Source organism: Serratia proteamaculans (genome assembly GCF_949794035.1).
In the GTDB taxonomy this organism is placed as follows: Bacteria; Pseudomonadota; Gammaproteobacteria; order Enterobacterales; family Enterobacteriaceae; genus Serratia; species Serratia proteamaculans.
The window spans coordinates 1,824,500-1,839,649 of the sequence record NZ_OX461105.1 but is presented as its reverse complement, the minus strand read 5'-3'; the positions used below and the strand labels follow the sequence as shown (position 1 = coordinate 1,839,649).

The window sequence follows — 15,150 nt, the reverse complement described above, 5'->3', positions numbered from 1 at the left end:
CGCCGATAGCGGCCCCTTTGCTTTTGAGGTGCCCGATGACCCAACCCAGCCCGCTTTGCCCCAACCGCATGCAGGTGCATTCGATCCAGCAGGAAACCGCTGACGTCTGGACGCTGAATCTGATTTGCGATGTTTTTTACCCTTATCAACCCGGTCAGTTTGCGCTGGTCAGCATTGGCAATAGCGAAGACACGCTGCGCGCCTATACGCTGTCCTCCTCACCCGGTCAGAGTCGTTTTCTCAGCATCAGCGTGCGTTGCCTGCCGGACGGCGTGGGTTCACGTTGGTTAACCCGCGAAGTCAAACCCGGCAATACCCTGTGGCTGTCCGACGCACAAGGCGAGTTCAGCTGTGAACGGCACCCGGCCGATCGTTACCTGATGCTGGCGGCCGGTTGTGGCGTCACGCCGATTATCTCCATGTGTCGCTGGCTGGTAGCGAACCGTCCGGCCTGTGATATCGCGGTGATCTTTAACGTGCGTACCCCTGCCGACACCATTTTCGCCGAACAATGGCGCGAGTTGTGCGCCGCGCATCCGCAGCTGCGGCTGACGCTTATGGCCGAACAGGATATTCATCCGGGCTATCTCAGCGGGCGGATCAGTGCCGAAGTGCTGCACCAGACGGTGCCGGATCTCACCGAGCGCACGGTGATGACCTGTGGCCCCGCGCCCTATATGACCCAGGCAGAACAGCTTTGTCTGCAGCTTGGTGTGCCGGCCAGCCGCTTCCATAAGGAGCAATTCCATACCCCGGCAGAAACCGATGCCGAACAGGGTGAAGGATTAACCCTGCGCACCGCTCGCCCCCTGCGTGAGTTCCGCGTACCGGTCGGCAGCACGCTGCTGGCGGCAATGGAAGCTCACGCGGTGCCGGTCAACGCCGCCTGCCGCGCCGGGGTGTGTGGTTCATGCAAAACCCGCATCCTCGAAGGTGACTACACCACCAGCAGCAGCATGACGCTGACTGCGGCTGAAATCGCCCAGGGCTACGTGCTGGCCTGCAGTTGCCAACTGCAAGGTGACGTCACCCTCGCCTGACACTTTCTACCCCGTCGGCGACGATGGGGCATTTATCGGCAAGCAGGCTTTCCCTTCCCCTTCTACACTTTCCCGGTTCCATGCATGTCACTGCGTTTATTTGAGAAAGACTGATAAGTCATACCCAATAGATTTCACGTCACGCTTGCCGACTGGCTGTGGCTTGAAAGATGAGGGGCCTTTACAACGCTTGGGGGAATTATGAAGCAAACTGTAGCCACACTGATCGCCAAAACTCTGGAACAGGCCGGTGTGAAACGCATTTGGGGCGTCACCGGTGATTCGCTCAACGGTCTCAGCGACAGCCTGCACCGTATGGGTACCATCGAATGGCTGGGAACGCGCCACGAAGAGGTCGCCGCCTTCGCCGCCGGAGCAGAAGCCCAGCTTACCGGTCAGTTGGCGGTCTGTGCCGGCTCCTGCGGCCCCGGTAACCTGCATCTGATTAACGGTCTGTTTGACTGCCACCGCAACCACGTGCCGGTATTGGCGATTGCCGCACACATTCCCTCCAGCGAGATCGGCAGCGGCTATTTCCAGGAAACCCACCCGCAAGAACTGTTCCGCGAATGCAGCCACTACTGTGAGTTGGTCTCCAACCCGGAACAGTTGCCACGGGTGCTGGAAATTGCCATGCGCAAGGCGATCCTCAATCGCGGCGTGTCGGTGATCGTACTGCCGGGCGACGTGGCACTGCGTATGGCGCCGGAAGACGCCAGCATGGTGTGGCACACCCCGGCACTGCCGCTGGTGCAGCCGCCAATGAGCGAACTGAACAAGCTGGCGGCCACCCTGAACAAAGCGAAGAACATTACGCTGATGTGCGGCAGTGGCTGCGCCGGCTCGCATGACGAAGTGGTCAAATTGGCGGAACTGCTGCAGGCACCGGTGGTCCATGCGCTGCGCGGTAAAGAGCATATCGAATGGGATAACCCTTACAGCGTCGGCATGACCGGGCTGATCGGTTTCTCTTCCGGCTACCACGCGATGATGAACGCCGATACCCTGGTGCTGCTCGGCACCCAATTCCCCTACCGTGCGTTCTATCCAACCAACGCCAATATCATTCAGATCGACATCAACCCCGGCAGCATCGGCGCCCACTGCCCGGTCAATATGGCGCTGGTGGGCGACATCCATACCACCCTCACCGCGCTGCTGCCGCAGTTGGAACCGAAGAGCGACCGTGCGTTTCTCGACAAGGCGCTGGAGCACTACCGCACTGCGCGCAAGGATCTCGATGGGCTGGCAACCGCCAATGACGACCAACCCATTCATCCGCAGTATCTGGCGCAGCAGCTCAGCCAGTACGCCAGTGATGATGCCATCTTCACCTGTGACGTCGGCACGCCAACGGTGTGGGCTGCACGCTATCTGAAGATGAACGGCAAACGCCGCCTGCTCGGATCGTTCAACCACGGCTCGATGGCCAACGCCATGCCACAAGCCATTGGCGCGCAGGCCACCGAACCGAACAAACAGGTGATCGCCATGTGCGGCGACGGCGGCTTTACCATGCTGATGGGGGATTTCCTGTCGCTGGCGCAACTGAAACTGCCGGTCAAGATTGTGATATTCAACAACAGCGTGCTGGGCTTTGTGGCGATGGAAATGAAGGCCGGCGGCTACCTGACCGACGGCACCGACCTGCACAACCCGGATTTTGCGGCAATTGCCAACGCCGCCGGCATCAAGGGCATTCGCGTGGAGAAGGCTTCGGATCTGGATGCGGCACTGCAAGAAATGCTGGCGCACCCGGGCCCGGCGTTGCTGGATGTGGTCACCGCCAAGCAAGAACTGGCAATGCCGCCGCAGATCAAATTCGAACAGGCCAAGGGCTTTAGCCTGTATATGCTGCGCGCCATTATCAACGGCCGCGGCGACGAAGTGGTCGAGCTGGCAAAAACCAACTGGTTGCGTTAATAATCGTGTCCTCTTTCAGCTAAAACTATCCCCAACAGATTTCAAGTTGCAGCCAACAACGCTGCGGCTTGAAAGATGAAGGGGATAAAGGATTTTTATGCTTATCGATTTACGCAGTGACACCGTGACCCGCCCCAGCGCCGCGATGCGCGAAGCCATGGCCCAGGCCGAAGTCGGTGATGACGTTTACGGCGATGACCCGACGGTCAACGCTCTGGAGGCGGAAGCGGTCCGTTTGTCCGGTAAAGAAGCGGCTTTGTTCTTGCCAAGCGGCACTCAGGCCAATCTGGTGGCGCTGCTGAGCCATTGCCAGCGTGGTGATGAGTACATTGTCGGCCAGCAGGCGCATAACTATAAATACGAAGCCGGCGGCGCGGCGGTGCTCGGCAGCATCCAGCCACAGCCGATTGAAGCGAACCCGGACGGCACCCTGCCGCTCGATAAGGTCGCTGCGGCAATCAAACCCGACGATATCCACTTTGCCAAAACCCGCCTGCTGAGCCTGGAAAACACCATCAGTGGCCGCGTGCTACCGCTGGAATACCTGCAGCAAGCCTGGCAGTTCAGCCGTGAACATCAGTTGGCCTTGCATATCGACGGCGCACGCATCTTCAACGCCGCCGTCGCGCTGAATGTGCCGTTGAAAGAGATTGTGCAGTACTGCGACACCTTCACCATTTGCCTGTCAAAAGGGCTCGGCGCGCCGGTGGGGTCGTTATTGTGCGGCAGTGAGGCCTTTATCCAGCAGGCCCTGCGCTGGCGTAAAATGACCGGCGGTGGCCTGCGCCAGGCCGGTATTCTGGCCGCGGCCGGGTTATATGCGCTGGAGCACAACGTCGAGCGCCTGCGTGAAGACCACGACAATGCCAAATGGCTGGAACAGCAACTGCAACGGATTGGCGTCGACATCGTCGAGCCGGGCGCGCAGACCAACGTGCTGTACCTGCGTCAGTCACCGGAGCTGGCGGCCAAACTGGGCCCCTGGATGCGTGAGCACGGCGTACTGATCAGCAGCGGGCCGTTGACGCGCATTCTGACCCATCTCGATGTCAGCCGTCAGGATTTGCAGCGCCTGGTCGAGTTGTGGCAGAAATTCCTCCAACAGCACGCCTGAGTCCTGAATCTCCCTGACGTAACCCTCAGGGAGATCCCCATCAGTTCCCGAGTGCGGCCACAAAACGACGAGTGATCTGCTGCGGACGAGTAATGGCCCCGCCCACTACCACCGCATGCGCGCCCAAAGCCAGACAGCGGGCGGCCATGGTCGGCGTTTCAACATTGCCCTCGGCAATCACCGGTACGCTGACCGCCGCCAGTACCTCCCGCAGAAAAACAAAGTCATCCTGTGCCAACTGACGGCCCAAGGTTTCTTCGGTATAGCCATGCAGGGTTGTCCCTACACAGTCGAACCCCAGACGATCGGCATGGATTGCCTCTTCTAGCGTGGCGATATCCGCCATCAACAACACGTCGGGATATCGCTCACGCACGGCAGCAACCAACGCCGCCAACGCCAGGGTGCCAGGTCGAGGATGCAAGGTCGCATCCAGGGCGATCATCTGCGGCCCCGCCGTCATCAGCTCATCAATTTCTTGCAAAGTCGGCGTGATGTACACCTGACTGCCGACATAATCACGCTTGATGATACCAATCACTGGCAGTGTCACCGCCTGCATGATGGCTTTGACATCCTCTACGCTGTTGGCCCGGATCGCTGCCGCCCCGCCTTGCTGCGCAGCAACCGCCATACGCGACATGATAAAATCACTGTGCAGCGGCTCATCATCCAATGCCTGACAGGAAACCACCAACCGTCCCTTAATCTGCTGCAAAATAGAAAGCGTCATAAATCCAATAACTCCTCGACTTCATTTTTAATGATGGTGACGTGCGGACCGTAAATGACCTGCACCCCATTGCCGCGAATGATCACCGCACGTGCCCCGCTGGCTTTCAGCCCGGCTTCATCCAGCAACCGGCTCTGCTTCACCGTAATGCGCAAACGGGTGGCGCAGCAGTCCAACTCGACAATGTTGTCTTTGCCACCCAGCGCCGCCAGCACCTGCTGCGATCGCGCGGTACCCTCCAGTGCCACTTCGGCCGGCAGTTCTTCGCCGCGCCCCGGCGTTTTGAAATTGAAACGAACAATCAGGAAGCGGAAGGTGAAGTAGTACAGAAAAAACCAGGGAACGCCGACCAGCGGCACATACATCCAGTGGGTCTTGGCCTCGCCCTGCAATACGCCAAACAGCATGAAATCAATAAAGCCGCCGGAGAACGTCTGGCCGATAGTGATATGCAGAATGTGGGCAAGCATGAACGCCAGGCCATCAAACAGGGCATGGACCACGTACAGCGCCGGGGCGACAAACAGGAACGAGAACTCAATCGGCTCGGTAATGCCGGTGAGGAACGAGGTCAACGCCGCCGACAATAACAAACCGCCGACGCGTTTGCGGTTCTCCGGGCGGGCGGTCTGGTACATCGCCAGACAGGCCCCTACCAGACCAAACATCATGGTGATAAAGCGGCCAGACATAAAACGCGCAGTCCCGATGTAAAACTGCTGGGTATGTGGATCGGCGAGCTGAGCGAAGAAAATACGCTGTGTCCCTTCCACCAACTGGCCGTTGATCACTTCGCTGCCGCCCAGTGCGGTGGTCCAGAACGGCAGATAAAAAATATGGTGCAGGCCAAATGGCCCCAGCATGCGCAGCACAAAACCATAGATAAAGGTGCCCAAATAACCACTGGCATCCACCAGCCCGCCCAGGCCAAAGATCACCTGCTGGAAGTGGGGCCAGATAACGGTCATCAGGGCTCCCACGCCCATGGCCGCCAGGGAGCAGATAATAGGGACGAAACGGGAACCGCCGAAAAAACCCAGGAACTGCGGCAGCGCAATTTTGTTGTAGCGATCGTGCAGATACCCGGTCACCAGGCCAATGATCACCCCGCCGAATACCCCGGTCTCCAGCGTTTGGATGCCCATAATGACGCCTTGCCCCACCGCACCCGGATTTTCAGCGGCCAGAGAACCGTTGATTTTGAGTAAGGCATTGATGGTGGCATTCATCACCAGGTAGGCAATCAACGATGCCAGCCCCGCCGTCCCCTTATCACCTTTGGCCAGGCCCACGGCCACACCCACGGCGAACAACACCGCCAGGTTGGCAAACACGATAGAACCGGCGCTGGCCATCACGGTAAACACCCCTTGCAGCCAACCGACGTTGAGGAAGGGATAGGCCTCCAGAGTATTGGGATTGGACAACGCCCCACCGATCCCCAGCAGCAAGCCAGCGGCTGGCAACACGGCGATCGGCAACATAAACGACTTTCCGAACCGCTGGGCTTTTTCAAACCAGCTGCCGGACCTTGATTCCCCTGCTGTTGACATAAATTTTCCTCATTATCATTTTTTATGATGAAAATTTTTACCACAAATAAATATAAATTTTGAAAATTTTAATCATAACGATGATCGGCTTCACAATACGTCGATTTCGCTGGCGGGCGGCGGCGACTTTCCGCCACAATAGAAAGAGGAATAATCAGAAAGGTAACGTGATGAATACTGGAAATTTATTATTGCGGCTGCGGCAGGATCTGACGAGTTACAGCCCCACGCTGCAAAAACTCGGTAGCTATGTGATCGAGGAGCCATCCAGGGCCGTCTACTTTACCATCACCGAACTGGCCCGCGAGAGCGGCACCAGCGAAGCCAGCGTGACCCGGCTTTGCCGTCATCTGGGCTGCAAAGGCTATACCGAGTTTAAAATGGCGCTGGCGCTGAGCCTGCAACAAAACCAGCCTGAGGCGACCACGCGCCAGAGCCCCACGGAGGATCTGGTGGAGGAAAGCGTGCAGGCATTGCGGGATACCGGCGCGTTGCTGGACCATCAGGCCCTGCGGCAGGCGGCAGAAAGCCTGCACCAGAGCGCTTCGGTGCAGATTTATGGCGTCGCCGCCAGTGCGATTATCGGGGATTTCCTGCACTACAAGCTGTTGCGAGTGGGCAAACCGGCGCTGTTGTTCAGTGATATGCACCGGGCAGCGATGAACGCAGCTTCGCTGGGAAAGCAAGACCTGCTGATCGTCATCTCCAGCTCAGGATCGACCAAAGACGTGTTGCATGCAGTGACCCTGGCCAAACAACGCGGCGCACGGATCATCGCCGTCAGCAACACCCAGCGCAGCCCGCTGGCCAAACTGGCGGATGTGCTGCTGGTGGCGGCCAAACCGGAAGGTCCGCTGAACGCGGGCGCACTGCCTGCCAAGGTCGGCGCGATGTTGCTGGTGGAGTTTATGGTGGCCGAACTGGCCAAGTTTGACCCTGCTTACGGCCAGGCCGTGCAGGAAACAGCAAGCGCTACCCTGCCGTTATTGCTGTGAATCAGAGTATCCAGCGGCCGTAAACCCAGTACCAAATCGCCAGCGTCGCAAGCACATTCAGCACCACGCTGACGATAAACCAGCTTTTGAACGGCTGTTTCTGGGTTTTATGGCGAAACAGCTGCTGCGCGGCTATCGCCCCGACCCACCCGCCCACCAGCCCGAACACCAGCAGCGTGCTTTCCGGTACCCGTCGCCAGTCTTTGCGCGCCGCAAACTTATCCGCACCGTACACCAACAGCGTCAGCAGGTTAGCCAACAACCACCACATCCAGATCGGATGCAGGAAAAACAAACTGGCAATCAGCGCCAGTCCCAACAGGGCATAACAAACGGCATTGAGTTTCATAGCTTCCGGCTTAGTACAGACAAACGGTGCGTAGTGTGACGCCGCCCGTCAGCGGATGCAATGCCCGCATAACCACACAAAAAGTGCATTTAAACCACGAGTTTGGCATCCTGTGTCTATGCTAAACAGACTTTCACCGCAAAGGCGGCGCTAATGACAGCTCAACGCGTACTGGTTCTTGGGGCCAGCGGCTATATCGGCCAAAACCTGATCCCCCACCTGATCGAACAGGGACACAGCATTACCGCCGCCGCACGACGCATCGAATGGCTGCAGGAACAGCACTGGCCGCAGGTTAACTGTCAATATGTCGATGTTTATCGGCCAGAAACCCTGGCCGCCGCGCTGTGGGAGATCGACGCCGTTTATTATCTGATCCACGGCATGGGCGACGGCGATGATTTTATTGAAAAAGAACGCCAGGCCGCGGAGAACCTGCGCGATGCGCTGCGCAGTTCCAGCGTCAAACAGGTAATTTTTCTTGGCGCACTGCAACCCGAGGGCGACAGCTCGCCGCACCTGGTGGCACGTAAGCTGACCGGTGAGATCCTTCGCCAGAGTGGCGTCCCGGTTACCGAACTACGCGCCAGCATCATTGTCGGCCCCGGCTCGGCCGCGTTCGAAATCATGCGCGATATGGTCTACAACCTGCCAGTGCTAACGCCGCCGCGCTGGGTACGATCCAAATCTTCCCCGGTAGCGCTGGAAAACCTGCTGGTATATCTGGCCGATCTGCTGGCGCATCCGGCAGAAGAAAACCGCATTTTTGACGTCGCCGGCCCGGAGTACATCAGCTACCAGACCATGTTTGAACGCTTCATCGCCATCAGCGGCAAGAAACGCTGGCTGATCCCGATCCCGCTGCCTACCCGCTTTATCTCGGTATGGTTTATCAGCATGATCACTTCGGTGCCCACTTCCATCGCCAGCGCACTGATCCAGGGGTTGAACCACGATCTGCCCGCCGACGGTAAACCGCTGCAGGCGTTGATACCGCAGGATCTGCAAACCTTCGATCAGGCGGTGACGGCCACTCTGCAACGCGAAGCGGAAGTCGTCGATTCCGCCGACTGGGGCTACGATCCGGAAGCGCGAGCACGCTGGCGGCCGGGCTACGGTTTTTATCCCAAACAGGCCGGCTGTTCGATAGAAACTCAGGCATCCAGCCAGGCGCTGTGGCATACCGTGCAGCAACTGGGCGGTAAAGAGGGGTATTTTTACGCCAATATTCTGTGGCAAATCCGCGCCCGTATGGACGATATGATCGGCAATCGCGTGGTTTATGGCCGTCCACCGCGCGACACGCTGGAGATTGGCGACGTGGTCGACGGCTGGAAGGTCATCACGCTCAAACCGCAGCGCCAGTTGGCGTTACTGTTTGGTATGAAAGCCCCAGGGCTGGGCCGCCTGAGCTTTACCATCAAGGATCACGGCGACCACCGTACCCTCGACGTTCGTGCCTGGTGGCACCCCGCCGGTTTCAGTGGGCTACTGTATTGGTTCGCCATGATGCCCGCTCATCTGTTTATTTTTCGCGGTATGGCACGCCGTATTGCCAAACTGGCCGAAGAGCATCCGCGCAATCATCCTTAACCCTACCCTATAGCTTTCAAGTTGCAGCTAACAACGCTGCGGCTTGCAAGATGACGGGTATAGCGCTTATTTGTCGATCAACCGCACAGTTTACTGCTGTGCTTAGGCCCTTTCCGATTGCATAGAGCACGAAATAACGGAAGAATGGCATCTTATTTGCTGTTGTGCCGCTGAAGGCCGTCAGCATTCTGATTTTTGGTGAGAATAGAGTTCGTTATGAAGGTATTGGTCACCGGTGCAACCAGTGGGTTAGGCCGTAACGCCGTTGAATATCTGCGCCGTCAGGGCATAAAAGTGCGCGCGACCGGTCGCAACCAGGCTATGGGCAGCCTGCTGGAAAAAATGGGTGCGGAATTCATTCATGCCGATCTTACCAACCTGATCTCATCGCAGGCCAAAGCCATGCTGGCCGATGTGGACGTGCTGTGGCACTGCTCCAGTTTCACCTCCCCCTGGGGCACCGAAGAGGCGTTTGAACTGGCCAACGTGCGCGCGACCCGTCGCCTGGGCGAATGGGCAGCGGCCTACGGTGTTGCGCAGTTTATCCATATCTCTTCGCCGGCGGTTTACTTCGACTATCATCACCATCGCAACGTTACCGAAGACTTCCGCCCTGTGCGCTATGCCAATGAGTTTGCACGCAGCAAGGCCGCCGGTGAACACGTGATCCAGCAGTTGGCGCTGTCCAACCCGCAGACTCACTTCACCATCCTGCGTCCTCAGGGGTTATTCGGACCGCACGACAAGGTGATGCTGCCGCGTTTGCTGCAGATGATCAAACGCTACGGCAACCTGCTGCTGCCACGCGGCGGTGCTGCGCTGGTGGACATGACCTATCTGGAAAACGCCGTGCACGCCATGTGGCTGGCAACCCAGAAAGAAAATACCCCATCAGGCCGCGCCTATAACATCACCAACCAGCAACCGCGTCAGTTACATAGCGTGGTGCAGCAGTTGATCGACGAACTGGGCATGAAGTGCCGGATCCGTTCGGTCCCCTACCCGATGCTCGACATGATGGCGCGCGGCATGGAAAAGCTCGGCAGCAAAAGTGAAAAAGAGCCGGTGCTGACCCACTATGGCGTCGCCAAGCTCAATTTTGATCTGACGCTGGACACTACCCGCGCCCAGCAAGAGCTGGACTACCGACCGATTATTTCGCTGGACGAAGGCATTTCCCGCACCGCCCGCTGGCTGAAAGATCACGGTAAACTGCACGGCCTGTAATTAACGGGCTGCACCGTACTTCAGCAGCAGCGCGTCGACAATAGCCTCACTCTCGGCATCCGGCTCACCGCGATAATCGCTGGGTCGGAAATGCATCTGAAACGCCGCCAGCACGTTTTTCTGCTGCCGGACATCCCACTGCGCATCAATCCCGTAACCGTAACTCGCCAGCTTTGCCATCAACGGCGCCAGCGGCACTTCGGCATGCTTATCCCGCCCGGCCAAGAGTTTCTGCACCTGCGCCTCATCCGGCCAGGCGCCTATCCCCGCCTGCGCCAGTTGCTGCCAGGGGAATAACGGGCCGGGATCCTGCTTGCGCTGCGGCGCAATATCGCTGTGCCCGACTACGTCCGTCGGCTGAATACCATAACGTTGGATAATATCTTGGCTCAGCGGGATCAACAGGGCAATTTGCTGTGGTGTATACGGCTGCCAGTGGGTAAACAGCAGGGTACGGTTGAACCCGCGATTAACGATTTCGATACCAATCGAGGTGTCATTCAGGTTGGTTCTGCCGCGCCAGCTGCTGGCCCCGGCATGCCATGCGCGCAACGCTTCCGGCACCAGTTGGAAAGCCACCGGTTTGCCCTGCGCCAGTGGCGGGTGCGCCGGTAACAGATAATGCGCGCTGACGTGTTCATCCGTCAGGGTTTTCAATGAGGAGTGGAAATCTTCGGCGGTGTAATGCATCACCAAAAAACGAATGCGTTGGTCTGCGCCCTGCGCCTGATGCAGGGTTTCAAGCTGATAGCCGCCATGATCGACAATGGTGTCCTGCGGCACGCTTTGGCAGCCTGCGAGCAGCGCGGCGGCAAATATCCCTGGCCAAATTTTCACGATTCCCTCCTGCGATTTAGGTTGTCCAATTTGTAACCCGGATTGATTAATCTGTATCCAATAATCAAGTTATTCAATTAATGATGACAGAGATGCCAGATGTGCAAGTGAGTGTTGCGCTGAGCTGGCGGACTCTCTGGCAGATGGTAGCCTCATATTATTACCTGCGCTGATAAAAGTGAGTCACCCATGTTCAAGCCAAACAGTCTCGCCTGGCTGATCTGCGTCGCCATGCTGCCGCTCAGCGGTTGTGACCAAAAGAGCGTGGCCAACGCGATGGGGGCAACCCCAGCGGCCGCCGCATCTCCCGTGGCGGCACCGGCCTATACGCCGTTGAGCGCCGATCAACTGTACCAGTTGGTCAGCCCGGTGGCGCTTTTTCCTGACAAATTGTTAGCGCAGGTGTTGGCGGGGGCCGGTTATCCCGATCAAGTCAGCGCGGCGGATAACTGGCTGGCACAAAACCGCGGCCTGCAACCGGCTGCGCTTGCCAACGCTGCGGGTGCTCAGCCCTGGGACCCCAGCGTGCGTGGGCTGGTACAATTCCCTGACGTGCTGGATCAGATGGCGAAAAATATCCCCTGGACCAGCGCGCTGGGTGATGCTTATCTCAACGATCCCAGCGATGTGATGAACGCTATTCAGGTGATGCGTCAACGCGCCGCCGCCAAAGGCACGCTAAAAACCTCGCCGCAGCAAAGGGTGATCGTCACCCCGGCCACGCAATATGTTGAGCAACAGCCCTACCCGCAAAGTGTGGTCGTCGCACCAGCGCAAACCATTGTGATTGAGCCCAGCCAGCCGGATGTGGTTTACGTACCGCGTTACGATCCCTGGGTGGCCTATGGCGAACCGGTACCCGCCTATCCGAGCTACCACTATCAAAGTGCTCCCGGCTACAGCAGCGGCGATATGCTGGCAACCGGCGTGATCAGCTTTGGCGTAGGTATCGTGGTCGGGGCATTGATTAATCAGAATCATCATGACGACTGGCATAGCTGGGATGTGCACTGGAATAATCGGCGTCAACCGGTTGTCTACAACAATGCCCCCTATATTTCGCATTCCACCACGGTGATTAACCGCGTCACCAATATCAATCAATTTAATAATGTGAACCGTAGCAACACCGTGAATAATTACCACAACACGCCGGTGAATCAGCCGCCGCGTTTCGCTGCGCCAACGACCCACCCGGCACCGAACCTGGCCACAATGCAGCAGCCTCACTTTGCCCAACAGGCAGCCGCGGTTAATACGCGCCAGCCAATGGCTACACCGAACTTTACCCATACGGGAACGGTAGCCGCTCCCCGTGCAGTGACACCCGCGGCCCATGCTCAGCCACAGATGACCCTGCCGAAATTCAACTCTACGGCACCCGCAGCGGTACCGCAGCAAACGCGAAAATCAGCAACGCCGGTTCAGCAAACAGAAAACCGGCCAATGCGCCAACCGGAACAGCGCATAACCGCGCCTCATGCCGCACAGCAAGTAGCTCGACCCGCAGCCACTAAACCGGTAGTTCGTAGCACACCCGTAACCCCGGTTTCCCGCCCGCAGCCGATACAGCAACGGTCGGATACCCCGCGGAACCCGTTCCATCAGCAACAGGTGCGGACAGAGCATCGCCCGGCACCCGCAGCCAGGCCGCAGGAACACCGGCCATTAAAAATTGAACCACGGAAGGTGGAATAAAGATATGACGCCCCGGCGGCTGCCGGGGCGTGAGAGGAGGGATTAACGGCTGACTTTTACCGCGGTGCCGCTGACGGTCACCATCAGCATGCTGCTGTCTTTGCCCACGGTTTCGTAATCAATATCAATGCCGACCACCGCATTGGCACCCAATTCTTGTGCCTGCTCTTCCAGTTCCTGGAAAGCGATCAGGCGTGCTTTGCGCAGCTCTTTCTCGTAAGCGCCGGAACGGCCACCCACGATGTCACGTACGCCGGCGAAGAAATCGCGAAAAATATTGGCGCCCAAAATGGCCTCGCCGGTGACAACGCCGCAGTACTCGGTAATGGTAAACCCTTCCAGGGTCGGGGTGGTTGAAAGCTGCATCAAAACTCCTTGCTTGATTGATTCATCTCATTTATCTGACCATTGATTTGCCATTATGTTCTGTTATGAAATGGCACGCAGTACGAATGCAAGGCCCGAAATCGCATTTATACTGTAGGCTAGTGGTCTTCATGGTAGAGACTTTCACATAAGGTAATGAGATGAAAACAAAAACGATTGCAGCAGTTTTTCCCTTAGCGCTGTTACTGAGTGCCTGCACCACCGTTGAACCGGCATTCAAGGATATCGGCACCCGTACCGGCGGTTGTGTGGAAGGCGGCCCGGATACGGTCGCACAGAAATTTTACGATCTGCGTCTGCAACAGGGTACCGGCACCACCCTGCCGGACAGCAACCGTCTGGCGCAACTGCAACCTTACCTGAGTAAAGTGTTGTACCAGGACCTGGTGACGGCCAACCAGAACCCAGGCAAGCATCAGATCACTGGCGATCTGTTCACCGGCAATGCTCAGGGGCCGACCAGCGCAACCGTCGCCAGCGCGTCGACCATTCCTAATACCGATGCCAAAAATATCCCGCTGCGCGTTCAGCTCAGCTACCAGAAAGACGGCGGCAGCGCGGTCAACTGGCAGGATGAAGTGTTGATGGTACGTGAGGGCACCTGTTGGGTGGTCGACGACATCCGCTATCTGAACGTGCCGCCACACGCCGCCAGCGGTACGCTGCGCCAGGTGTTGGAAAACCAGTAAGCCAACTCAACCACCGGTGCCCCACGGTGCCGGTGGTTAGAAAAATGCCCTGATCGCGCTCAACATTTGTTCACTTTAAGAAATTTCGCTACCTACCTCACAGCATGCACGACAAATCCCCCCTTCGAACCTGAGTCGCGGTATCTTGTGCTATCCTTTTACTATTCTGCCGCGCAGTAATAAATTTTAACGCACAAAGATTGCATAAGTATTCTGTGGAAGTTAACATTCGCGGCATCAATATCTATTCAATTTTGGCGCATGAGCATTCAACTTAACGGTATCAACTGCTATTACGGCGCACATCAGGCGCTGTTTGACATCACGCTGGATTGCCCAGCAGGGGAAACCTTAGTGCTGCTGGGTCCTAGCGGCGCGGGGAAAAGCTCATTGCTACGGGTGTTAAATCTGCTGGAAATGCCACGTTCAGGCCAATTGCAGATTGCCGGTAATCAATTCGACTTCAAACAGGCTCCGGGCGAAAAAGCCATTCGCGAGCTGCGTCAGAATGTCGGCATGGTCTTCCAGCAATACAACCTCTGGCCTCACCTCACCGTGGTGCAAAACCTGATCGAAGCACCGTGTCGCGTACTGGGCCTGACCAAGGCTCAGGCGATGGAGCGTGCCGACAAGCTGCTGAAGCGCCTGCGCCTGACCGACTTTGCCGATCGTTTCCCACTGCACCTTTCCGGTGGCCAGCAACAACGCGTGGCCATTGCCCGCGCGCTGATGATGGAACCACAGGTGTTGCTGTTTGATGAACCGACCGCCGCGCTGGATCCTGAAATCACCGCCCAAATCGTCAGCATCATTCGCGAGTTGGCCGGCACCGGTATCACCCAGGTGATCGTGACCCACGAAGTGGAAGTGGCGCGCAAAACCGCCAGCCGCGTGGTGTACATGGAAAACGGCCACGTTGTGGAACAGGGCGATGCCAGTCACTTCAAGCATCCACAGACCACCGAGTTTGCCAATTACTTATCACACTAACAATTCTACTTGCTGTAATTTG

Annotated in this window: 14 protein-coding genes; 9 read left to right on the top strand and 5 right to left on the bottom strand. The window is 57.6% G+C overall.

Features of this window, described 5'->3' with window-relative positions; translation table 11 throughout:
* Positions 1-35 precede the first annotated feature (35 nt).
* From hcr to ltaE, 3 genes are all read left to right on the top strand, one after another.
* Positions 36-1,040, top strand: a complete 1,005-nt coding sequence (gene hcr / locus QOT07_RS08675) for an NADH oxidoreductase (protein ID WP_283602927.1) — start codon at positions 36-38, stop codon at positions 1,038-1,040.
* Positions 1,041-1,241: 201 nt separating this feature from the next.
* A complete protein-coding gene (poxB, locus tag QOT07_RS08670) occupies positions 1,242-2,963 on the top strand; it encodes a ubiquinone-dependent pyruvate dehydrogenase (RefSeq protein ID WP_099061804.1) in 1,722 nt (573 codons plus the stop codon).
* 97 nt (positions 2,964-3,060) lie between these two features.
* Positions 3,061-4,077, top strand: coding sequence for a low-specificity L-threonine aldolase (gene ltaE / locus QOT07_RS08665; protein WP_099061805.1), 1,017 nt, complete (start codon positions 3,061-3,063; stop codon positions 4,075-4,077).
* A gap of 40 nt (positions 4,078-4,117) precedes the next feature.
* On the opposite strand, the gene QOT07_RS08660 is transcribed toward ltaE, so the two are convergent.
* Positions 4,118-4,810, bottom strand: coding sequence for an N-acetylmannosamine-6-phosphate 2-epimerase (locus QOT07_RS08660; protein ID WP_283602926.1), 693 nt, complete (start codon positions 4,808-4,810; stop codon positions 4,118-4,120).
* Positions 4,807-6,363 (bottom strand): PTS transporter subunit EIIC, encoded by a 1,557-nt coding sequence (locus tag QOT07_RS08655; RefSeq protein WP_283602925.1) that lies wholly within the window; start codon positions 6,361-6,363, stop codon positions 4,807-4,809. Before QOT07_RS08655 ends, QOT07_RS08660 begins: the two co-directional genes overlap by 4 nt.
* A gap of 167 nt (positions 6,364-6,530) precedes the next feature.
* Between QOT07_RS08655 and QOT07_RS08650 the strand changes: the two genes are divergently transcribed.
* Positions 6,531-7,358 (top strand): MurR/RpiR family transcriptional regulator, encoded by an 828-nt coding sequence (locus tag QOT07_RS08650; RefSeq protein ID WP_112350295.1) that lies wholly within the window; start codon positions 6,531-6,533, stop codon positions 7,356-7,358.
* Position 7,359: 1 nt separating this feature from the next.
* Here the strand turns inward: QOT07_RS08650 and QOT07_RS08645 are convergent, their stop codons facing one another.
* Positions 7,360-7,707: a DUF1294 domain-containing protein gene (locus QOT07_RS08645; RefSeq protein WP_099061809.1), complete on the bottom strand. Its 348-nt coding sequence runs from the start codon at positions 7,705-7,707 to the stop codon at positions 7,360-7,362.
* Positions 7,708-7,860: 153 nt separating this feature from the next.
* Here QOT07_RS08645 and QOT07_RS08640 point away from each other — a divergent pair, with 153 nt between their 5' ends.
* Together QOT07_RS08640 and QOT07_RS08635 are read left to right on the top strand one after the other, a co-directional pair.
* Complete coding sequence (locus QOT07_RS08640; RefSeq protein ID WP_207980102.1) at positions 7,861-9,300, top strand: DUF2867 domain-containing protein; 1,440 nt, start codon at positions 7,861-7,863, stop codon at positions 9,298-9,300.
* 216 nt (positions 9,301-9,516) lie between these two features.
* Complete coding sequence (locus QOT07_RS08635) at positions 9,517-10,527, top strand: NAD-dependent epimerase/dehydratase family protein (RefSeq protein WP_099061811.1); 1,011 nt, start codon at positions 9,517-9,519, stop codon at positions 10,525-10,527.
* Here the strand turns inward: QOT07_RS08635 and QOT07_RS08630 are convergent, their stop codons facing one another.
* The gene (locus QOT07_RS08630) at positions 10,528-11,364 is read right to left on the bottom strand and encodes an N-acetylmuramoyl-L-alanine amidase (RefSeq protein WP_099061812.1); all 837 of its coding nucleotides are present in this window, start codon (positions 11,362-11,364) and stop codon (positions 10,528-10,530) included.
* A gap of 189 nt (positions 11,365-11,553) precedes the next feature.
* Here QOT07_RS08630 and QOT07_RS08625 point away from each other — a divergent pair, with 189 nt between their 5' ends.
* The gene (locus QOT07_RS08625) at positions 11,554-13,062 is read left to right on the top strand and encodes a DUF3300 domain-containing protein (protein ID WP_283602924.1); all 1,509 of its coding nucleotides are present in this window, start codon (positions 11,554-11,556) and stop codon (positions 13,060-13,062) included.
* Positions 13,063-13,104: 42 nt separating this feature from the next.
* Here QOT07_RS08625 and QOT07_RS08620 read toward each other — a convergent pair whose 3' ends face one another.
* Positions 13,105-13,428 (bottom strand): heavy metal-binding domain-containing protein, encoded by a 324-nt coding sequence (locus QOT07_RS08620; protein ID WP_099061814.1) that lies wholly within the window; start codon positions 13,426-13,428, stop codon positions 13,105-13,107.
* 161 nt (positions 13,429-13,589) lie between these two features.
* Here QOT07_RS08620 and QOT07_RS08615 point away from each other — a divergent pair, with 161 nt between their 5' ends.
* Both QOT07_RS08615 and artP read left to right on the top strand, forming a co-directional pair.
* On the top strand, positions 13,590-14,138 hold the full coding sequence (locus tag QOT07_RS08615) for a lipoprotein (protein WP_112350289.1): 549 nt from the start codon (positions 13,590-13,592) through the stop codon (positions 14,136-14,138).
* A 261-nt stretch (positions 14,139-14,399) separates the two neighbouring features.
* On the top strand, positions 14,400-15,128 hold the full coding sequence (gene artP / locus QOT07_RS08610) for an arginine ABC transporter ATP-binding protein ArtP (RefSeq protein ID WP_099065094.1): 729 nt from the start codon (positions 14,400-14,402) through the stop codon (positions 15,126-15,128).
* The last annotated feature ends 22 nt before the right edge of the window (positions 15,129-15,150 follow it).